The sequence below is a fragment of the Geothrix sp. PMB-07 genome (assembly GCF_030758935.1).
Lineage (GTDB): Bacteria > Acidobacteriota > Holophagae > Holophagales > Holophagaceae > Geothrix.
Genome location: NZ_CP132333.1, coordinates 1,703,594 through 1,723,584 on the forward strand (window position 1 = coordinate 1,703,594; position 19,991 = coordinate 1,723,584).

General features: G+C 64.6%; 16 protein-coding genes and 1 tRNA gene. 12 read left to right on the plus strand and 5 right to left on the minus strand.

All coding sequences use genetic code 11. The features are described 5' to 3' along the window. Nucleotides 1-5: 5 nt before the first annotated feature. Nucleotides 6-1,568, minus strand: a complete 1,563-nt coding sequence (locus Q9293_RS07575) for an aldehyde dehydrogenase family protein (RefSeq protein WP_306251635.1) — start codon at nucleotides 1,566-1,568, stop codon at nucleotides 6-8. A gap of 125 nt (nucleotides 1,569-1,693) precedes the next feature. Between Q9293_RS07575 and Q9293_RS07580 the strand changes: the two genes are divergently transcribed. The 9 genes from Q9293_RS07580 (at nucleotide 1,694) to Q9293_RS07620 (ending at nucleotide 11,954) form a co-directional block, all read left to right on the plus strand. Beyond that, the gene (locus Q9293_RS07580; RefSeq protein WP_306251637.1) at nucleotides 1,694-2,443 is read left to right on the plus strand and encodes a site-2 protease family protein; all 750 of its coding nucleotides are present in this window, start codon (nucleotides 1,694-1,696) and stop codon (nucleotides 2,441-2,443) included. 3 nt (nucleotides 2,444-2,446) lie between these two features. Next, nucleotides 2,447-3,439: a tryptophan--tRNA ligase gene (trpS, locus tag Q9293_RS07585; RefSeq protein ID WP_306251639.1), complete on the plus strand. Its 993-nt coding sequence runs from the start codon at nucleotides 2,447-2,449 to the stop codon at nucleotides 3,437-3,439. A 60-nt stretch (nucleotides 3,440-3,499) separates the two neighbouring features. Next, a tRNA-Lys gene (locus Q9293_RS07590) sits at nucleotides 3,500-3,576 on the plus strand. A gap of 165 nt (nucleotides 3,577-3,741) precedes the next feature. Beyond that, entirely contained in the window at nucleotides 3,742-4,638 is an 897-nt protein-coding gene (locus Q9293_RS07595; protein WP_306251641.1) for a proline dehydrogenase family protein, read from the plus strand. A gap of 82 nt (nucleotides 4,639-4,720) precedes the next feature. Further along, a complete protein-coding gene (locus tag Q9293_RS07600; protein ID WP_306251643.1) occupies nucleotides 4,721-4,915 on the plus strand; it encodes a hypothetical protein in 195 nt (64 codons plus the stop codon). Nucleotides 4,916-5,133: 218 nt separating this feature from the next. Next, nucleotides 5,134-6,978: a mechanosensitive ion channel family protein gene (locus tag Q9293_RS07605; protein ID WP_306251645.1), complete on the plus strand. Its 1,845-nt coding sequence runs from the start codon at nucleotides 5,134-5,136 to the stop codon at nucleotides 6,976-6,978. Nucleotides 6,979-7,062: 84 nt separating this feature from the next. Next, complete coding sequence (locus Q9293_RS07610; RefSeq protein WP_306251648.1) at nucleotides 7,063-7,899, plus strand: phosphate/phosphite/phosphonate ABC transporter substrate-binding protein; 837 nt, start codon at nucleotides 7,063-7,065, stop codon at nucleotides 7,897-7,899. After that, on the plus strand, nucleotides 7,896-10,184 hold the full coding sequence (locus Q9293_RS07615; RefSeq protein WP_306251650.1) for a response regulator: 2,289 nt from the start codon (nucleotides 7,896-7,898) through the stop codon (nucleotides 10,182-10,184). Before Q9293_RS07610 ends, Q9293_RS07615 begins: the two co-directional genes overlap by 4 nt. A 138-nt stretch (nucleotides 10,185-10,322) precedes the next feature. Next, a complete protein-coding gene (locus tag Q9293_RS07620) occupies nucleotides 10,323-11,954 on the plus strand; it encodes an ABC-F family ATP-binding cassette domain-containing protein (protein ID WP_306251652.1) in 1,632 nt (543 codons plus the stop codon). 112 nt (nucleotides 11,955-12,066) lie between these two features. Here the strand turns inward: Q9293_RS07620 and Q9293_RS07625 are convergent, their stop codons facing one another. Both Q9293_RS07625 and Q9293_RS07630 read right to left on the minus strand, forming a co-directional pair. Next, a complete protein-coding gene (locus Q9293_RS07625; protein WP_306251654.1) occupies nucleotides 12,067-13,005 on the minus strand; it encodes an RluA family pseudouridine synthase in 939 nt (312 codons plus the stop codon). A 38-nt stretch (nucleotides 13,006-13,043) separates the two neighbouring features. Then, nucleotides 13,044-14,579 carry a methyl-accepting chemotaxis protein gene (locus Q9293_RS07630; RefSeq protein WP_306251656.1) on the minus strand — a complete coding sequence of 512 codons (1,536 nt, stop codon included), beginning with the start codon at nucleotides 14,577-14,579 and terminating at the stop codon, nucleotides 13,044-13,046. Nucleotides 14,580-14,757: 178 nt separating this feature from the next. On the opposite strand from Q9293_RS07630, the gene Q9293_RS07635 reads away from it, so the two are divergent. Beyond that, nucleotides 14,758-15,216: a cache domain-containing protein gene (locus Q9293_RS07635; protein ID WP_306251659.1), complete on the plus strand. Its 459-nt coding sequence runs from the start codon at nucleotides 14,758-14,760 to the stop codon at nucleotides 15,214-15,216. A 52-nt stretch (nucleotides 15,217-15,268) separates the two neighbouring features. Then, nucleotides 15,269-15,949 carry a DUF6445 family protein gene (locus Q9293_RS07640; protein ID WP_306251661.1) on the plus strand — a complete coding sequence of 227 codons (681 nt, stop codon included), beginning with the start codon at nucleotides 15,269-15,271 and terminating at the stop codon, nucleotides 15,947-15,949. 3 nt (nucleotides 15,950-15,952) lie between these two features. Here the strand turns inward: Q9293_RS07640 and ftcD are convergent, their stop codons facing one another. Further along, on the minus strand, nucleotides 15,953-17,800 hold the full coding sequence (gene ftcD, locus Q9293_RS07645) for a glutamate formimidoyltransferase (RefSeq protein WP_306251663.1): 1,848 nt from the start codon (nucleotides 17,798-17,800) through the stop codon (nucleotides 15,953-15,955). Between the two features lie 155 nt (nucleotides 17,801-17,955). Further along, nucleotides 17,956-18,882 carry a 5'-nucleotidase gene (locus tag Q9293_RS07650; protein WP_306251665.1) on the minus strand — a complete coding sequence of 309 codons (927 nt, stop codon included), beginning with the start codon at nucleotides 18,880-18,882 and terminating at the stop codon, nucleotides 17,956-17,958. Between the two features lie 50 nt (nucleotides 18,883-18,932). Here Q9293_RS07650 and Q9293_RS07655 point away from each other — a divergent pair, with 50 nt between their 5' ends. Then, on the plus strand, nucleotides 18,933-19,991 hold the full coding sequence (locus tag Q9293_RS07655) for a cysteine desulfurase family protein (RefSeq protein WP_306251667.1): 1,059 nt from the start codon (nucleotides 18,933-18,935) through the stop codon (nucleotides 19,989-19,991).

Sequence of the window (19,991 nt, forward strand, 5' to 3'; positions counted from 1 at the left end):
GGAGACTAGAGGCTGGCCCAATCGGTCTGGATCACCGGGGCCGAGCCATGCTCAGGCATGGGAGCGGCTGCTTCATCCGGTTTTTGATTGGTGGACTGCCAGCGGCTGAAAACCTCCAGGGCGTTTTGTCGACCGGGACGGGTGCCATGGCCCGTGAAGGGCAGGAGGGCGGAAGGATCTGTGGCCGTGGCGTTGACCAGCACGAGGTCTGCCCGGCTCTCGCGCTGGAAACGCTGGATGGCGGCTCGATCACGGGTGTAGAGGCTGTGCGCCAGGCTGCCTTCGGCAGCGCCCAGCCAGCCCATGGCCTGATCGAGATCGCTGCAGGTGATGAGGTTCACCGTGGGCCCCAGCACGCGATGGCGGAACAGACCCATTTCCGGGGTGACACCCTCCCACACACAGGGCTGCATGTAGACGCCATGACCCACGTTGCCCTTCACCTGGGCGGTGCGATGGGATTCATTCCACTGTTCTCCACCGGTGAGCAGGGTGGCGCCTTCAGCCTGGCCCTTCTCCCAATGCTCCCGGAAAGTGGTGGCTGTGCGGGCATTCAGGATGGGGCCGTAGGCCACATCGGGATCGCTGAGGGGATTGCCTACTTCCAGGCTGGCCACCTTGGCCAGGAAGGCTTTCTTGAAGGCCTCGGCGCAGTCTTGATGAAGGAGGATGTTGCCGAGGGCGACCTGTCCCTGGCCCGCCTGGCTGAAGGCGGCGAGGGCAGCGTCGGCCGCGGCCTGCTTGAGGTTCGCATCGGGCAGGATGACCATGAAACCTTTTCCCACCACTTCCAGGTTTGGCTGGATCAGGTTCCGGCCGCAGATCTCGCCCACATGGCGGCCCAGGTCGGCGGAGCCCACGAAGCTGAAGGACTGGAACAGGCCCTTGTCGATGCCGGCCAGAAAATGCTTGCCACAGCCAGCCCGGCCTCGACCGTTCACGGTGTTCACGACACCGTGGGGCAGGCCCGCCTCCATCATGGCGCGCAGCAACAGGTAGGCGGCCGTGGGGGCGTTGTCGCTGGGTTTCCACACCACCGTGTTGCCGCTGAGGATGGCCGGGAGGATCTTGCGGGCTGGAGCGGCCAGAGGCGAGCAGCCTGTGGCGAGAATGGCGCAGACGCCGAGGGGCCGACGGCGGGAACCCTTGGTCCTGGGGCGCTTCAGGATGGCTTCGGTTTCAGCGGCGAAGAAGGTGCAGGCCTCGATGGCTTGCCGGACTTCGCTTTCGGCCTCGCGGGGGGTCATGCCGATTTCCCGGATGATGATGCGTGCCAGCTTGTCCAGGTGGGCGGTCAGGATGGCCGCCGTCTGGCGGGCCACAGACTGGCGCTGAGCCAGGGGTGTATGAGACCAGGCGCCGAAGGCATCGGCTGCGGCCTTCGCGGCCCGAGCCACATCCTTTTCGCCGCTGTCGGGGAACATGCCCACCAGATCGCGGCTGTCCACCGCCGACTTGGATTGGATGAGGGACAGGTCCCCCTCTACCTCTTTGCCGTTGATGACGTTGAACCCGATGACGCTTTTTCCCGCCGAGGCGGCATGGGGCGAGTTGGCTTTCAGATACATGCCGGGCTCCGGAGCGGATGGATCCAGGATAACCACAGCAAGTGCCATTCCTGCATCTGTTCCCGCAGGGACGGTTTCCATGGGCGCGCTTTCAGCCTGTACACTGGGGGATTGCCGGAGTCCAGGTGTTCGACAACCTCTCCATTCCCACCATCCTCGTGAGCTACGTGGCCCTGCTGTTCAGCCTCAGCGTCCACGAGGCCAGCCATGCCACGGCGGCCTACTGGCTGAAGGATGACACCGCTGCGCGGCTGGGGCGCATGACCCTGAATCCGCTGGCCCATATGGATCCGCTTGGGACCTTCGTGTTCCCGCTCCTCGGCATGGCCACGGGCTTCCCCTTCATTGGTTGGGCTAAGCCGGTGCCCGTGGATCCGCGCAACCTGGACCGCCGTTTCTCCCAGCGGGGCGGCTATGCCCTGGTGGCCGCGGCTGGGCCCACCTCGAACATGATTCTGGCCCTGATCTTTCTGGGCATCCTCCTGGTGCTCGTCAGTGTGGTGGGGCTGCCCCCGGCCATGGAATTGCGGCTCTTTGGCCATGCGCTGCTGGCCCGCAAAGTCGAGAGCCTCCAGGCCCTGGAACTGGGCACAGGCATGACCCTGGCGCTGGCTCTTTGCGGGCGTCTGGTGCTCATCAACATTGGTCTGGCTCTGTTCAACCTCTTGCCCATGGGGCCCTTGGATGGAGCAGGCATCCTCCGGGGGATGCTGCCCTGGCGCTGGCTGCCGAAATTCGACCGGGTTCAGCCCTGGATGGGGGGCGTCCTCATTGTTTTGGCGCTCACGGGTCTGCTGGGCTATGTCATCGGCCCCGTCTTCGGGGTGATTCTCACTGCGATCGAATCGATCGCCCGCCTGATCCTAGGAGCTTGATCCATGCAGCAGCGCGTTCTTTCCGGCATCCAGCCTTCGGGCTCTCAGCACATCGGCCACCTGGTGGGTGCCCTCGACAACTTCACGCGGCTGCAGGGCGAAGGCGAGGCCTTCTACATGATCGCGGATTGGCACGCCCTCACCTCGAAGTACGAATCTGTCGAGGAGATCTGGCCCGCCACACAGGAGCTCACCGCCACCTATCTGGCGGCGGGGCTGGATCCCAACCAGGCCACGATCTTCGTGCAGAGCCTGGTGAAAGAGCACGCCGAGCTGCATCTGCTGCTCTCCATGGTGACGCCGCTCTCCTGGCTGGAGCGCGTGCCCACCTACAAGGAGAAGCTGCAGAACGCCGTGGCTGATCTGGGCAGCTACGGCTTCCTGGGCTACCCCCTGCTGCAGACCGCCGACATCATCATCTACAAGGCCGACAAGGTGCCCGTGGGCGAAGATCAGCTCTTCCATCTGGAACTGGCCCGCGAGGTGGTCCGCCGCTTCAACTTCCTGTTCAAGCGGGAAGTCTTCCCCGAGCCCGCGGCGGTGCTCACCAAGACGCCCAAGGTGCCCGGACTCGACGGACGGAAGATGTCCAAGAGCTACGGGAACTGCATCTATCTGCGCGACAGCAATGCCGACATCCTGGAGAAATGCACCCGCCAGATGGCCTCCGACCCGGCCCGTCTGCGCAAGACCGATCCCGGAAACCCAGACATCTGCCCCGTCTTCGAGTTCCACAAGCTCTTCAGTGATGCGGCCACGGTGGAATTGGTGAACACCGAATGCCGCCGCGCGGGCATCGGCTGCTTCGACTGCAAGAAGCGCGTGGCGGAAGCCATCACCCGCCGCGTGGAGCCCGTGCGCGAGAAGATCGAGGGGCACCTCGCCCGCCCCGGCGACATCGATGGGGTGCTCCGTGAGGGCAGCGCCCGCGCCCGCCAGGTGGCCGCGGAAACCATGGCCGACGTGCGGGACGCCATGAAGATGCCGACCCTCTAAGAACAGGCGCAGAACGACCTCTTGCGTTCTTCACCGTCCCTGGTAGACTTTTCTTCTCGTGGTCCCTTAGCTCAGCTGGTTAGAGCATCTGACTCTTAATCAGAGGGTCCCCGGTTCGAGTCCGGGAGGGACCACCACCACGGAGCCCGCAGATGAAAATCTGCGGGCTTTTTGCATTGGTCTGCATTCCGGTCACATCTTGCTGCTCTTCGCCTCTTGAGTTGAGGTGTTGCCGGTATATTTGATAGGCCCTGCATCCATCCGGAATGGGGCTGAAACCCAGGAACGACGGGAGGATTACCGTGGATTTGAAGCGCACGATCATCGACCTCATGCCAGGCCCGCTGGTTCGGACCTTCGCCTCGCCGTACATCGCGGGGAAGGGCATCTCCAGCGGCGTGTCCAAGGCGGACGAGCTGAACAAGAAATCGGGCATCTATTCCACGGTGGATCTGCTGGCTGAGGAGGTGTTCAGCCGCGAGGATGTGGAAGCCACGGTCCAGGTCTACCTGCGCATGGTCGAGGCCCTGAAGGACCGCCCCTACGCCAGCATCAGCCTCAAGCCCACCTCGCTGGGCATCAACGAGAGCGAGGCCTACTGCCAGGAGAACCTGCGCCGCATCGTGTCCGCCGCCGCGGCCCACAAGATGCACATCACGCTGGACATGGAAGACCGCCAGTTCACGGATGTCACGCTGCGCATGTTCAAGGCCATCCGCGACGAGTTCGACAACTTCGGCATCGTGCTGCAAAGCCGCCTCTTCCGCACCCCCGAGGACATCAAGAACCTGCACAGCAAGCCCTGCAAGGTGCGCATCTGCATCGGCATCTACCGCGAAGCCGCGGACATTGCCCTGCAGGAAAAGCCGGACATGAAGGAGAAGCTCTTCGAGTACGTGCAGCTGCTCCTCGACCACGGCCACTACCCCGAAATCGCCACCCACGACGAACCCCTGGTGCGCCGCTGCATGGCCTACCTGGATCAGAAGGGCGTGGCCAAGAACGCCTATGAATTCCAGATGCTACTGGGCGTTCCCCGGCAGGAACTGCAGCAGGAAATCGTGAAGCGGGGCCAGATCATCCGCCTCTATGTGCCCTTCGCGGAAGACTGGAAATACGCCGTGCACTACCTGAAGCGCCGTCTGGCGGCCAATCCCGCCATGGCCCTCATGGTCATGAAGAACATGTTCGGCAGCTGAAGCATTTTTGGCGTTGGCGCCCCCCTGGGCCTTGGAGTAGTGTCCATCCGTGGGACCGTGTCCCACCCATCTGGAGATCCCCATGAAGAAATTCCTGGCCCTCGCCCTCGTGAGTTCCTTCGCCCTGGTCGGCTATGCCGCCGACGAAAAGAAGCCCGAGCCCAAGAAGGCTGGCTGCGGCATGGCCTGCTGCGAGAAGAACAAGAAGTCCTGCAAGGACTGCCCCGACTGCAGCAAGAAGAAGGTCGAGAAGAAGGCCGAACCCAAGAAGGACTGATCGCCCGAATCCAAGGCGTTCGACCAGCCCCGGGAACCTATCCCCGGGGCTTTTGCGTTCCCGTTCCATTCATGGTTGTCTGTTGGAATGAGCATGAAGCAGGAGCGAAATGCCACTTTGGCGAAGCCGAAGCCCGAAGGGCGCGGCACAGGGAGGCTCCGCCTCGGCAAGCACAGCGCGCCGGAGCGCGCCCAGCGGGTGATAGGCGGAGGTGACGCGTGAATGCTAGGACCTGGATTCCCGCCGCCACCCTTCTGGCTCTCACGGCCAGCGTCACGGCCGGTTGGATGTGGACACGGGAGGCCCCCCCGGCGCCCCAGGGCCAGGAGGCGGTGCCCGCTCCAAAAAACAAGCAGGGCCTGCGCCACGCCGCGCCCGTGCAGGTGCGACTGGTGGACCAGACGCCGCTGCTCACGGCCCGCAGCCTGTTGCCCCTGGCCACCACCCCCGAGGAAAAGCAGCTGGCCCTCCAGGCTGAGCGCTTGGGCAACCATTCGGTGGATCTCGCCTTTTCGGATGCCCTCCGCCGTGCGGCCACCACTCCGGTGCCGAAGACGCCGGAGCTGAAGGAGCTGGTGGAGGCCAAGGCCAAGGCGCTCTCCGCCGTGGAGGCGGGAGAGCAGCTGGTGGCGCGCCTTGCCAAGCAACTGGCTGTCGCGCCGGAATCCAAGAAGGATGTGTTGGAAGATCAGATCGACATCACCAAGGCCCAACTCGAACTGGACAAGGACGAACTGGAGACCGCTTCCAATGACCTTGCCCAGGCCGGGGGCGATCCCCAGGCCAAAATCAGGCGTCTGAAGGAAGCCCACGAGGCGGCGGATCGGGAATCGTCCCAGGCCATGGTTGCGGCCAAGCCTCCGAGCGCTTTCCAACCGGGCAGCTTCATCGGGAGGCTCTTGGAGTGGCGGCTTCAGCGCGACAAGTGTGCGCGCCTGGAAAAGGCTCAGGCCGAAGCTCAAACCAAGGAGCAGGCCCTGGTCAAACGTCGCGCCGAGATCGAGGCGCAGGCCAACAAGGAGAAGGATGAGCGCGAGGCCGCCCGCAGTGCTGCGTCGACGCTCATGAAGGGGGCGAGCCGGGGATTGGACCGGGACGAGGCGAAGGCTGCCGTTTCCTCCCTCAAGCAGTTCGGCGATGTGCAGCGCCGCCTGGCCAGCATGGCCCGGCGGATCCAGGATCAGCGGGGGCTGGCAGAGACCTATGGTACCTGGCTGGGCTTGGCGGATGGCTTTCGCAACGCCGCCCTGCACAAGCTGCTGACTCAAGGCCTGGAGATGCTCGGCGTCGTATTGGCAGCCTACCTGCTGGGCCTGCTCATCGACTGGATGCTCCATCATTCCAAATCATCCAAGGAGCGCACTTCTGCGGGCGCCTCGAAATCCGTGCTGAAGGTGATCATTCGGGTGATCGCTGTGCTCGCCATCGGCTTTCTCATCGTGGGCATTCCCGCCCAGGCCACGACCATCTTCGGCCTTGCCGGCGCGGGCCTGACTGTGGCCCTCAAGGATTTCATCGTGGCCTTCTTCGGCTGGTTCATCCTCATGGGGAAGAACGGCATCCGGCTGGGCGATTGGGTGGAAATCCGGGGCGTGGGCGGCGAGGTGGTGGAAATCGGGTTGCTTCGCACGGTGATTCTGGAAACGGGCAGCTGGGCCGATGCGGGCCATCCCACGGGCCGCCGCGTGGCCTTCGTGAACAATTTCGCCATCGAGGGGCACTTCTTCAACTTCTCCACCTCCGGCAAGTGGATGTGGGATGAGCTCAATGTGGTGATTCCCGCGGGCCAGGATCCCTACGCCACCATCGACGGCGTGCAGAAGCTGGTGGAGCAGCAGACCGAGGCCAATGCCAAGATCGCCGAGGCCGAGTGGCAGCAGACCGCGGCCCGCTACAAGGTGAAGGCCTTCTCGGCCGTTCCGGGTGTGCAAGTGATCCCCGGGGCCAACGGGATGGAGATTCGGGCCCGCTACCTGACGCGCGCCTTCGAGCGCCACGAGACCCGGCTGCGGATGAACCAGGCCGTGGTGGAGCTCATGCACGGCCCCCGGGCGGGCTCTTAGCCGCCCCAGGCTGAGATTCACTCGCGGCGGCCGCTGGTCCGATAACGCTCTTATGCGTGATCGCATGCGGCCGCAGGAGTTCCCTTGAATAGGATCTGGTTCCGCTGCCTGAGACTGGTCGGCCTGGCCTTTCTTGTCGCCTTGGGGGCCGGGGCCCAGACCACCGCAGGGCCTTTCCGTCTTGGCATCGCCCCCCACACCAGCACCCGCGTCATTCTGGAGATGTACCAACCTCTGCGGGCGCATCTGGAGAAGGCCCTGGGCATGCCCGTGGAGGTGCAGACGGCGCCGGATTTCACGGAATTCGCCCGGCGCGCCCTGCACCACGAGTACGACCTGGTGGTGACCACCGGACACCAGGCCCGACTGCTACAAACGGATGCGCACCACATTCCGCTGCTCACCTACAAAGCCGATTTCAAGGCGGTGGCTGTGGTGGTGGCCAAGTCCAGCTACAAGACGCCGAAGGATCTTCGCGGCACCACGACCATTGGCCTCAGCACCACCTCGCTCGTCACGCTCTGGGGGCAGCACTGGCTCAAGAGCCAGGGACTCTCCCAGGTGCCCGTGCGCTATGTGAGCGCAGCGGACAGTGTGGCCCAGCTGCTGCTGGCGGGCGAGGGCAGCGCGGGCTTCGTGTCTCTGGCCAACTTCCAGAAACTGCCGCCGGATGTGCAAGGGGCCCTGAGGCTGCTGGCGGAAAGCCCCGCCATGCTGGGACGCGTCTATCTGCTGGATCAGGGTCAGGCGGCGAAGAAGGACCGGATCCTGAAGGAGCTTTGGGCCTTCGCGGAGTCCGAAGCCGGTCGGCAATACCTCGAGAAGAACAAGCTCGAGGGCTATCGCCCATTGAAAAAACGGGAGCTTGAATCCATGGATCCCTACGCGGCCGAAGTGCGGCAGACGCTCCAGCAGAAATGAGGTTCCATCCGCCCTGGCGCTCCATCCGTGGGCGCATGCTCATGGTGGCCCTGGCGGTCGAAGCGACCATGCTTACCCTGCTGGTGGCCAACAGCCTCCGCCTGCTTTCGGGCCACATGACTGAGCAGGCCGCCGATCACGTGGCCCAGCTGACGCCCGTGCTCAACGCGGCGCTGGTGGCGCCCGTGGCCCAGCGGGACTACGCCACCGTGCAGGCCATCCTCGATGAAAGCCGGGCCGTGCAGGGCATCGACTACCTGGCCCTCGTGGATGCCAGCGGCCGTGTGGTGGCCGAGAGCGGCTGGGAACGCGGCCGTGCCCTGCCTACCCCTGACCGTGAGGTGCGCCTCTTCCGCGAGGGCGGGATTCCCCGCTTCAATGCCGCCACGCCCATTACGCTCGCCGGCCAGAAGTTGGGCACGCTCCATGTGGGCCTCAACCTCTCGAAGATCGTGTCGGCCCACCGGCAGATGCTCCGCCAGGGCGTGCTCATCGCGGCCTTCGAAGTGCTGCTGTCCGCAGGGCTGCTGGCCCTCCTGGGCTACTGGATGACGCGCCACCTGGCGGCGTTGACGCGGGCCAGCGAGGCCGTGGCGGGAGGCAACCTCACCCCGCCGCCCGTGGACGAGGGACCCGATGATGTGGGACGCCTGGGGGCGGCCTTCAATGCCATGTCGCGGGCTGTGGCCGAACGCATCGGCGAGCTGACCCAGGCCCGGGATCTGCAGACGGCACTTTCCCAGGAAGCAGAGCAGGAGCACGCCCGGATGCTTGCCCTGCTCTCTGTGATGGATCTGGGGGTGGTGTTTGTCGATCCTCGGGACCGCATCCTCTATGAGAACCCGGCTTTTCGGACAATGTGGCGCATGCAGACTGTGGAGGCCCCGGCTGGGAGGCCATTCGCGAAGGCCGTTCCCGAGTTCTGCGTGTGGCACGGCGCCTGGAAGCGCCTCCGGGAAGAGGAAGCGGATCATGGTGAGATCCGTTTGGGCGATGGCCGGATCCTCACCCAGCGCAGCCATCTCGCCGTGGATCAGATGGGTCGGCCCCTGGGCCGCCTCTGGCTCTACGAAGATGTCACCGAAGCCCGCGGCATCGCCCAGACCCTCTTGGAGGCCAAGGAAGCGGCGGAACAGGGAAGCCGAGCCAAGGCTTCCTTCCTGGCCACCATGAGCCACGAGATCCGCACCCCCATGAACGGCGTTTTGGGCATGACGGATCTGGCCCTGGCCGGTGATCTCCCTGCCGAGCAGCGCGAGCAGCTGGGCTGGGTGAAGTCCTCTGCTGAAAGCCTGTTGACGATCCTCAACGACATCCTCGATTTTTCGAAGATCGACGCAGGCCACCTGGACCTGGAGAGCCACGCCTTCGACCTCCATCCCTTCCTGAGCGGTGTGCTGGGGCTGCAAGCCCGATCCGCAGAAGCCAAAGGCATCAGCCTGGATTGGGAAGCCATTGGTCCGCTGCCCGTGAGGGTGCTCGGGGATTCGGTTCGGCTGGGGCAGGTGCTCAACAACCTCATTTCAAATGCCATCAAGTTCACGAGCCAGGGGGGTGTTCGGGTGGCCGCCTCCCAAGAGCCGCGGCTGCCTGGCGATCCGGCAGACCGGGCCCGGCTCGTGTTCTCCGTGGTGGACAGTGGCCTGGGCATTCCCGAGGACAAGCTCAGCCACATTTTCTCGCCCTTCGCCCAGGCGGATGCCTCCATCACGCGCAAGTACGGCGGTACCGGCCTGGGCCTGGCCATTGCGAAACAACTGGCAGATCTCATGGGCGGCAGCCTGCAGGTGCAAAGTGAGCTGGGTCGCGGCAGCACCTTCCACTTCCGGGCAGTCCTCCAAATCCTTGCGGCCGAAGCGCCGCGGCCCATCTCGGAGGCGCCGGTGACGGGCACTTCCGGGCTGGGTGCCTGTGTTCTGTTGGTGGAGGACACACCCGTCAACCAGGTGCTGGGCCGGACGCTGCTGGAGAAACAGGGCTTCCAGGTGGTGCTGGCTGAGGATGGCCTCGAGGCCTTGGCGGTCTTCCGGCGGCAGCCCTTCGACATCATCCTCATGGACATGCAGATGCCCAACATGGATGGACTGGAAGCCACGATGCGAATCCGCGATCTGGAGCGTTCCGAGGGGCGCGACCCGGTGCCCATCATCGCCCTGACGGCCAATGCCATGGAGAGTGACCGGAATCGCTGCATGAGGGCGGGCATGGATGGCTTCCTCGCCAAGCCCTTCCGCCGCAACGACGTGATGGCGGTGCTGGGGAGATTCCTCCGGCAGGCCCGATGAAGGGTGGACGGGTGTCCTCATTCCCTTGTGGTACCATGGTTTTTTGCGGCCAGCGGTTCCGCCCGCTCTGAACCTGGGCCGCTTGATTCTGGAAGGCCTGGCCAAGGCTCCGGGATCCCTACCTCGTCCCGGAGACCCATGATCTCGTTCTCGAATGTCAGCAAGCAGTACGGCAAGCAGATCCTCTTCATTGAGGCGGATTTTCAGCTCAACCCCGGCGAGAAGGTAGGCCTGGTGGGCCCCAACGGTGCCGGGAAATCCACCCTGTTCCGCATGATCATGGGCGAGGAATCGCCTGATGATGGCTCGGTGACCCTGCCGAAGAAACTCACCCTCGGCTACTTCCGCCAGGAGGTAGATGAGATGTCGGGTCGGCCGGTGCTGGACGAGGCCATCGCGGGGAGCGGGCGCCTGGGTGATCTGCACCATGAGTTGATGGATCTGGAACACGCCATGTCCGATCCCGAGCGTGGCGACGAACTGGAGGCCATCCTGGAGCGCTTCGGCCACGTGCAGGAGGAATACCAGCACCTGGGCGGCTACGAACTGGAAGCCAAGGCACGGGCCTGTCTGCATGGCCTCGGCTTTGAGGATGCGCAGATCGATGGCGATGTCGGTGCGCTTTCCGGCGGCTGGAAGATGCGTGTCTCCATGGCCAAGGTGCTGCTGGGGAACTTCGACGTGCTGCTCATGGACGAGCCCACCAACCACCTGGACATCGAATCCATCCTCTGGCTGGAGACCTTTCTCAAGAACGTTCCCGCCACACTCCTGATGACCAGCCACGACCGCGATTTCATGAATCGCGTGGTGACCAAGGTGTTGGAGATCGACGGCGGCGACATCGTCACCTACTCGGGCAATTACGATTTCTACGTGAAGGAGCGCGAGCAGCGCGAGGCCAATCAGGAGGCTGCCTACGCCCGCCAGCAGGCCAAGCTGGCCAAGGAGCAGCGCTTCATCGAGCGCTTCTCCGCGCATGCCGCCAAGGCCGCCCAGGTGCAGAGCCGCGTGAAGGCGCTGGACAAGATCGAGCGCATCGAACCACCCAAGCGCAGCCGGGTGGTGAAGTGGGATTTCCGCAGCCCGGGCCGTTCGGGTGACGACGTGCTGATGACCGAAGGGCTCTGCAAGGCCTACGGCGCACGGAAGCTCTATGATCAGTTTGCCTTCCACATCCGCCGAGGTGAGCGGTGGTGTGTCATGGGCCGGAACGGGGCGGGCAAGTCCACCCTGCTGAAAATGGTTTCGGGTGCCATCACGCCGGATGCAGGTACCGTGAAACTGGGTGCCAGCCTCAAGCTGGGCTATTTCTCACAGCAGGCTCTGGATCTGCTGAACCCCGAGCTGACGGTGATCGAGCAGATGCAGCAGGACTTCCCCATGGAAGGATTGGGTGTGCTGCGCAACCTGCTCGGCGCCTTCCAGTTCTCTGGAGACGACGTGGACAAGCGCATCCGCGCGCTATCCGGCGGCGAAAAATCGCGCCTGGTCATGGCCCGCATGCTCTTCGATCCCCCCAACTTCCTTGTGCTGGACGAGCCCACCAACCACCTGGATCTGGCCACGAAAGAGATGCTCATCGAAGCGTTGAAGGATTTTGAAGGCACCATGCTCTTCGTGTCCCATGACCGTGAGTTCCTGCGCGGCCTGGCCAACCGGGTGCTGGAGCTGGGGGGTGAGGAGCACGATGGACCGCTGCTGTTTGGCGGATCGTATGCTGAATATGTCGAACGCATGGGCCGCGAAGCGCCGGGCGTTCACAACTGAGGATCTCGGATCGCTTCTTGATGCTGTGTGCCGAATGGGTGGGCATCAAGGAATTCTGAAAGCGAAGGTCAGCGGAGAAGCGAGGAAAGCCGAGAAAAACCGACCGGTTATCTCAGCTTTCCGCCGCTTTCCCGATGCCTTGTCCGCTTTCGCGGAGCCGCAGCTCCGGTGGGGGTTGGCAGGTGAGGATGATCCGCTCGCCGGTGCGGGGATGGGTCAGCTCCAGCCGATGGGCGTGCAGCAGGTAGCCCAGGTCGCCGGGCAGGGCAGTGCTTCCGGGCCGCGGTGTGCCGCCTGGGCCGTAGAGGGGATCTCCCGCCAGAGGGTGCCCGGCCCAGGCCAGGTGGATGCGGATCTGGTGAGGGCGACCCGTGCGGATGTCCACGTCGATGAGCGCGGCGTTTTCCCGGCGTTCAAGAACGGTCACGCGGCTGAAGGAAGGCCGTCCCTGTGCAGAGGCCGCGTGGAGCACTCCCAGGGGAGGGTAGGGTACTTCCCCGATGGGCGCGTCGATCTCGAAGGTATCTGCCGAAGGCTGGCCGATGCAGAGCGCCCGGTAGGTCTTGCGGGTGCCCGCCATCTGAAAGACCTGCTGGAGCGGCTTGCGGGTGGCGGCGGTGGGGGCGAAGAGCACGACGCCGGAGGTGCCCCGCCCAAGGCGGTGCATGGGACTGGCTTCGGGATGCCGCCGCCGCACCAGGGCGAGGAGTGTTTGGTCCTGATATTCGCCGCCGCCCGGCAGGGTGGGCAGACCGCTGGGTTTGGCCACGGCCAGAAGGTCCGTGTCCTCATAGAGGATGGCAGTGGCAAGAGGCGCTTCCGGCTCCACCCAGGGCGGGCGATTCCAGACCAGGCGCTGGCCAGCCCTGAGCAGATCCATCGGCGCGGCGAGCCGGTCGTCCAGGAACACCTGACCGGCGTGGATCCGCTCGAGCCACTCGGCGGTCGAGGCGCGGGGGTGCTTGGTCGCTAGGTGGGCGCACACGGTCAGTCCCGCCTCGGCGAGGCTGATCTGGTCCTGGTGGGAAGCGCCGTGGTTCGGCTCGGGCATGGGATTCCACTGGTCGCCGAAAAGCAGGCTGGGGTGGATTATCGCAGCCTGAACCTCTGCACGGTCTCCTTGAGGCCCTCAGCCACTTGGGAGAGCCCATCCGAGGTGGCGGCCACTTCGCGAACGGCGCCTGCCAACTGATGGGTGGCGCTGGCATTTTCATCCAGGCGGGAAGCGGTCTGATCCATGAGACGGCCCACCTCTTGGCTGGTGTGGGCTTGGCCTTCGCTCAGATTCCCAATTTCGTGGATGCTGCCGGATACCTGGGAGATGCGGTCACGGATGGCCTCGAGGTGGTGCAGGGTCACGTCGACGCTGGCGGCCCCTTCGGCCACGGCATCCTGCATCGCGTGGATGGTCTCCTCGATCTCCTTGGCGCTTTGCCCGCTCCGCTCGGCCAGGATGCGGACTTCTTCAGCCACCACGGCGAACCCCTTGCCCTGGGCTCCGGCCTTGGCCGCCTCAATGGCTGCGTTGAGGGAGAGCAGGTTGGTCTGCCGGGCCAGCCCCTGGATCACCTTCACGGCCGAGACAATGCGGGCGGTGGCCTGCTGGATGGCCTGCATGCCGTGGGCGGTGCCGCGGCCGGTTTCGGCTCCCTGATCCGTATCGTGAACGGCTTCGTCGGTCTTGGAACTGGTCTGCTTGGCGTGGTTCGCCATGGACTCCACGTTGGCGTCCAGTTGTCGGAGGGCCTCGAGGACGTCGCGGCCAGCCCGGCGCAGGTCCTCTCCGGTCTTGGCGGTGACCTGGACCGTGCGGTTCATCTGTTCGGCGCTGGCGGCCAGTTCGGTGCTGCCCGATGCCACCTGCTCTGAAGCTTGGCCCATGTTGCCCAGGGCCATGTTGAGGTCGGACACCATGCGGTTGAAGGTGTCTGCCAGGTGGCCAATTTCATCTTCGCTTTCTACCGGGGCCTTCACGGTCATGTCTCCGGTGGCCACGGTGTTGATGGCCGTGGACAGGTGATCCAGGGGCTCCAGGATGGCGGATTTCACCCGGCGGGTGATGATGGCGCTGATGAAAATCAGCAGAAGGATGCCGCCGAGGATGGAGAGCAGGCGGATGTTGCGCTGGGTGCGGTACAGATCCGCGGTGGACATGGACACGCCGAAGGAGGCCACCAATTCTCCGGGCTTGCGGCCATTGAAGACTTCCACGCCAAAGGCGCCGTGGCACTGCAGGCAGGTCTCCTTCAGCCGCCCGGGGCTGAGCACGTAGATCTGCGGCTGGCCACTGGCGTCGATGAAATGTCCCACCCGCACGTCCATGGCGGGGTTGCTGTCGAAGTGGGCGATGCTGGCGCGCTCAAAGGCTTCGTAGGCGGGATCCTTCGTGAAGCGTCCGTTCAGGACGCGGTGGAAGGTCATGCCGCGGGCCTGGCAGTATTCCTCCGCATCCGCGTGGAACATGGACCGGGAAGCCACCGCCAGGGAACTCAGGTGATTCTCGAAAGCCTTTTCAGCTTCGGAGGTTTGGTAATAACTGACTCCCCAGATGACGAGACCCACCAGCACAGCCAGGGCGATGGACACCGGCAGGAAGAATTTCAGAGCCAGCCCTTTTCTTTTCATGGGAAGCCGCCCTTTGCAAAAATAAACGATAGGGAATAGCCTTCCCTTCGGTTTCCCATTGATGCGGGTTGAATAGTGAAACCCGTTTTTTTAATGCCTCGGTCCAGATTTAATACTCGAACCATGTGATGCCGTTGAGGTTTAGGCCCGATCTGGGTCACCGATGCTGGAGATATCTATGCGGAAATCAGGAATTTCACTTCTATTGGCAGGGGTGCTCTTTGTCCCCCTGGCCGCCCAGACCCGTGATCAGGCCAAAACCTTCGTGAAGCAGGCCGTGGAGTTCGCCAAGAAGAATCCCAAGGAGAAATTCTTGGAAGAGGTCTCCGGTGTGAAGGGGCAGTTCCACTTCACCAAAGGGCAGAACAACGAGCTCTATATTTTCGTGTATGACCTCGAGGGCAAGGTGCTGGCGCATGGGGTCCGGCGCGAACTGGTGGGCGTGAATCGCTGGGCTGCCAAGGATCCGGATGGCAAGCCCTGGATCCAGGACTGGACCAAGCTCGTGAAGGAGAAGGGGAACGGCTGGATCGATTACAAGGAATTGAACCCCGCCCAGAACAACAAGGTTATGAAGAAGGCCTCCTTTGTGGAGCTCTCCAACGGCATGGTCATCGGCGCGGGCATCTACGAATAGGCGCCTGGTTCAGGCTCCGGTGTAGGCTGTTTGGACTTCCACGGAGAAGCCCATGCCCCTGCCCGGAGCCGCCGCCCGGCCGCCAACGCTCCCCTACCGCCGACCCCAGGAGGGCCGCGACTATTGGGTGGTGGACGGGATCCTGCCAGATGCCGAGGCCTTGGCGGCACGGCTTCGGTCTCGACATGAATGGGAACTGGGCTTTCCGCACACTCGGGAAACATGGCCCGGCATGCGCTCTCGACAAGCGTTGACGCTTGAGGAACTGACGCCCCTCGAAGCCAAGGTCAGGGAATTGACCGGCGCGAAGCGCCTCTGGGCCGAGACTGCCCCTGACGGTGCCTACCTCAACCACAACGTGGTGCAGGTGGTGGGAGCCCGGGAATCCGGCCCCCGCCCCCACACCGATTCCCGGAAGCTCTGCCGCTATGCCGCCGTGATCTACCTCACGCCCAGGCCGCCGGGAGCCACGGGCACCACTTTCTATCGCCTTCGCTATCCCAATGGCACCCTCGGCGGCAACCTCTGTGCGCCGCCTCACACCAACCTGCGCGAGGCGTTGGGCGTGGCTGGTCTGCCGCTCCAGGCCTGGCACCCGGAGCTGTCCATTCCCAATGTGTTCAACCGTCTGTTGCTCTACCGGGCAGACCTCGTCCATTCCGCCACGGGCTACTTCGGCCACGACCTGCTCACGAAGCGCATGACGGCGCTGTTTTTCTGGATGGCCGAGTAGGCTCTACTTCTTCACCTTGTTCAGCCGATCCACCAGTTTCTGGTCGATGTAGGCGGTTACCTCGGCGAGCTTCCCCGTGGCCTTGGCCAGCAGGTCGGCGCACTGGGCCTGCATGTCGGCCACGTAGGCCGCATCGGTGATGTCCTTGAGGTTGATCACCACGTTCCAGATGCCGCCGCGCACGCCCGCGAAGGCCATCTGGGCGCCCACGGCCGCATCGGTGATGGAGGCCACCTTGCCCAGGCGCGAGGCTTCGCCTGCCAGTTCCAGGGCCGCGTAGCTGGCCTTGGCGGTGTCCAGAGGCACGTCGATGGCCACCTTGAGACCCGCCTGCATGGCGGCCTGGCGGGCGGCCTTCTGCTCCGGCGTGGCGTCGGGGAGGCGGCGCGCGTCCATGAAGGCGTTGAAGGCGTTGGTGTCGGCGTCCACGGCCACCATGAGGCGATCCTTGAGCACCTGGGCCTGTTCCGCCACGGCGATGAGCTTGGCGTCCTTCTCCAGGTCCGCGCCGCCTTGGGCCAGGTTGGCCACCATGCTGGCGAGGGCCGCGCCCAGGCTGCCCGCCAGGGCCGCGATGGAGCCGCCACCCGGCGCCGGGGTGTCGCGGCTCACCTCGTCGGTGAAGGCGTGGACCTGCATGGAGACCAGGGCCTTGGGATCGTAGGTGGGCAGGCCCAGCACCTTCTTCTCGACCTCAAAGGGCGAGACATCCTCCAGGCCCATGGAGAAGACGGCGGTCTGCAGAATGTCCGACACCGGCACGCCCGTGGATTTGCCCATGGCCTTCAGGTAGTGCTTGCCCGAGGCGAGCAGGCACTGGAAGGGCACCAGGCCCACGATCTCGCTGCCCGTCACCACGAGGCCGCGCTCGTGGGCAAGGCTGCGGGCCTCTTCCAGCACGGTGTGGGGCGCGGTCTGCTTGTAGTCCGTGAGGTTGATGCTGATCTGGGCGCGGCGGTAGGTGTCCACGTACCAGCCGATGGCCTTGCAGTGATCGAAGATGCCCCGGCGGCGGACCTTCTGGCCCACGGGGTTGGCAGGATCCACATCGTTCAGGCGCATGAGGCCGGGCAGGTCGTAGCCGTGGGCCTTGGCGCAGTGATCGATGGTCTCCTGGAAGGTGGCGCCCGTGAAATCGCAGTTGCCGCAGGGGAAGGAACCCTCGGCGTAGAAGATCAGTTCGCCAGCCTGGTAGTAGGGCTTCACGCGGCCACGGCGGGCCACACGGCCCTTCTCGCGCAATTCAAAGGCGATGTCCGTCGCATGATCTTTGCTGCCGGAATTCAGCGTGACGTTGTAGGCCACCAGGAATTCCCGGGCGCCGATGATGCAGGCACCGGCCGCCGGGTTGTAGGCAGCGGGGAAATCAGGCTGCCACTGGGGGTCCTGCAGCTTCTTCGCCAGGCCTTCGTATTCGCCGCGGCGCACTTCCGCCAGGTTGCGGCGCTCGGGCTTGGCGGCGGCGGCTTCGTAGAGGTAGACGGGAATGGCCAGCTCGCGGGCCACGCGCTCACCCAGGCGGCGAGCCAGCTCGGCGCATTCCTCCATGGTGACGCCCTCCACGGGCACGAAGGGCGTGACGTCCGTGGCGCCCATGCGGGGATGGGCGCCGTGGTGCTGGGTCATGTCGATGACCTTGGCCGCTTCGGCGATACAGCGGAAGGCGCCTTCCAGCACGGCTTCAGGTTCGCCCACGAAAGTGATGACGGTGCGGTTGGTGTCTGCGCCGGGATCCACGTCCAGCAGCTCCACTCCGGCGACGGCAGCGACGGCATCCGTCACCTGCTTGATCTTCGCGGCATCCCGGCCTTCTGAGATGTTCGGCACGCACTCTACGAGCTTGCGGGACATGGCTCCTCCAGATCCCCCGAGTCTAGCAGTGGCGCGGCCCGGAACCCCGTGGACGGAGGTCACAGTGAACCGTGCCCCGGGAAATTTGACGCACTGTAAGAAAGGGGTCTTTCGGCCACGGATGAACACAGATGAACACGGATGACTGGCTGCCTTTATCTGTGTTCATCCGTGTTCATCGGTGGCTCATTTTTTACGCCGCTGACCACATGCCCCGTGGGGCCCACTCGGGCGGCGGTGTCGCAGTAGCCGGTCTGGTCATCGAAGAAGAAATCAGGCTCGAACTCGCGGAGGAAATCCGCCTTCTCCAGGCCACCCAGGAACATGGCCTCATCCACCTGGATGTCCCAGGCCATGAGGGTGCGGATGGCCCGCTCGTGGGCGGGAGCACTGCGGGCGGTGACCAGGGCGGTGCGAATGCGCATGGGCGCGCTCGCGGGCTGCGTTTGCAGTGGTTTCAATGCCTCTAGCAAAGGCTTGAAGGGGCCCGGGGGCAGGGGGATGCCTGCCCTTTCGATCTCGTGTTTCTGGAAGGCTGCCAGACCGCTTTTCGCGTAGATGCGCTCGGCCTCATCGCTGAAGAGCACAGCATCACCGTCGAAGGCGATGCGGATTTCATCGGGGTGCCGGTCTGCGGCCTGGGCGCTGTGGGGATAGACCCGCGCGGCTGCAAAGCCTGCGTTGAGAGCCGCCCGCACATCCTCTTCTTTGGCGGAAAGGAACAGGTGGGCACCCAGGGAGGTGAGGTACGGGTAGGGGTTCCGGCCCCGGGTGAACACCCCGCGCTCCAACTGGAGGTTCGCCTCCTGGGCGCTGCGGAATACGCGGAGACCGCTCACCGGATCGTTGCGGGACAGAATCACCACCGCCACGCGGTTCTCACCATCGGCATTGAAGCCGAGCAGTTTCTTCACCAGAGGGAAGGCCACGCCAGGCTGGGCGGGCACATCCAGGCGCGAGAGCTGCAGCTCCATGTAGGCCCGGTCGTCGGCCTCCTCGAAGACCCGGTTCTCCTCCTCGAAATCGAAGAGGGCCCGGGATGAGATGGCCACGACGAGCTTGCCTGCCAGGGATTGGGACATGCCCTAGGGTAGCGGAGGAGTCCCGCCCCGGGAGCCGGTAGACTGAAGCCATGCCCCGTTTCTATTTCGACGCCAACGCCTCGGCCCCGCCCCATCCGGAGGCGGTGGAAGCCGTGCGCAGGGCCATGGCCGAGGACTGGGCCAACCCCACGAGCACCCATCGCGATGGCCAGCGGGCGCGGTTCCGTCTGGAGGAAGCCCGCCGTGAGCTGGCCGCTTCCCTGGGTGTGGCGCCAGGAGAATTGGTGTTCTGCGCCAGCGCCTCCGAGGCCCTGCACCTGCTGCTGCGGGGCCTGCAGTCGGCCTTGGGCGACCGTCCGGCGGCGGTGTTCCCGGGCGAGCACAGCGCCTGCCTGAACCCACTGAGGGACTGGGCGCGGGTGGCCTGGCTGCCGGAGCTTCCCGCCGAATGCGGCACGGTGGTGCAGATGGCGGCCAACAACGAGACCGGCATCCTTTACGCCATGCCGACGGTATTGGATGCGGCGCGCATCAAGGCCGGTGAGCTTGTTCGCATCAAAGATTGTTGCCAGGCCTGGGGCAAGGTGCCGGTGGACTTGTCTGACTGCGATGCGGCAGTGTTCAGCGGCCACAAGATGGGCGGCCCCCGCGGCGCGGCCCTGCTGTGGATGAAACCGGGACTCCCCTGGGAGGCCGTGATGGAAGGGCCCCAGGAGCGTCGCCGCCGTGGCGGCACGGAGGATCTGCCCGCCATCCTGGGCCTGGCGGCCGCCGCCCGCCACCTGCCGGAACGGCTTGCCATGAATGCGGCCTTGGTCCCGCTGCGGGATCATTTCGAAGCGGAAATCCTGTCCTGGGGCCGCGGCATGGAGATCATCGGCGGCGATTCGCCTCGCCTGCCCAACACCAGCTGCCTGCTCTTCCGAGGCAGGAATGGCGAAGGACTGCATGCCTCCTTGGATCTGGCAGGATTCGCCGTGAGCACTGGCAGCGCCTGTCACAGCGGCTCTGTGAAGCCCAGCCACGCCATCACCGCCTTGGGCTACAGCATGGATGAGGCGCGGTCGGTGCTCCGATTCTCCATGCTTCCGGAGACGCGGGCCGATGAGGTGGAATCCCTTCTCACGGCCCTCAAGCGGTTGGTCTGA

What these genes read in the sequence shown, in the direction of transcription:
- Q9293_RS07650 (WP_306251665.1), bottom strand. Translation starts at nt 18,882, where the DNA reads ATGTCCCAATCCCTGGCAGGCAAGCTCGTCGTGGCCATCTCATCCCGG.
- Q9293_RS07635 (WP_306251659.1), top strand. Translation starts at nt 14,758, where the DNA reads ATGCGGAAATCAGGAATTTCACTTCTATTGGCAGGGGTGCTCTTTGTC.
- trpS (WP_306251639.1), top strand. Translation starts at nt 2,447, where the DNA reads ATGCAGCAGCGCGTTCTTTCCGGCATCCAGCCTTCGGGCTCTCAGCAC.
- Q9293_RS07575 (WP_306251635.1), bottom strand. Translation starts at nt 1,568, where the DNA reads ATGTATCTGAAAGCCAACTCGCCCCATGCCGCCTCGGCGGGAAAAAGC.
- Q9293_RS07600 (WP_306251643.1), top strand. Translation starts at nt 4,721, where the DNA reads ATGAAGAAATTCCTGGCCCTCGCCCTCGTGAGTTCCTTCGCCCTGGTC.
- Q9293_RS07625 (WP_306251654.1), bottom strand. Translation starts at nt 13,005, where the DNA reads ATGCCCGAGCCGAACCACGGCGCTTCCCACCAGGACCAGATCAGCCTC.
- Q9293_RS07630 (WP_306251656.1), bottom strand. Translation starts at nt 14,579, where the DNA reads ATGAAAAGAAAAGGGCTGGCTCTGAAATTCTTCCTGCCGGTGTCCATC.
- Q9293_RS07655 (WP_306251667.1), top strand. Translation starts at nt 18,933, where the DNA reads ATGCCCCGTTTCTATTTCGACGCCAACGCCTCGGCCCCGCCCCATCCG.
- Q9293_RS07615 (WP_306251650.1), top strand. Translation starts at nt 7,896, where the DNA reads ATGAGGTTCCATCCGCCCTGGCGCTCCATCCGTGGGCGCATGCTCATG.
- ftcD (WP_306251663.1), bottom strand. Translation starts at nt 17,800, where the DNA reads ATGTCCCGCAAGCTCGTAGAGTGCGTGCCGAACATCTCAGAAGGCCGG.
- Q9293_RS07640 (WP_306251661.1), top strand. Translation starts at nt 15,269, where the DNA reads ATGCCCCTGCCCGGAGCCGCCGCCCGGCCGCCAACGCTCCCCTACCGC.
- Q9293_RS07620 (WP_306251652.1), top strand. Translation starts at nt 10,323, where the DNA reads ATGATCTCGTTCTCGAATGTCAGCAAGCAGTACGGCAAGCAGATCCTC.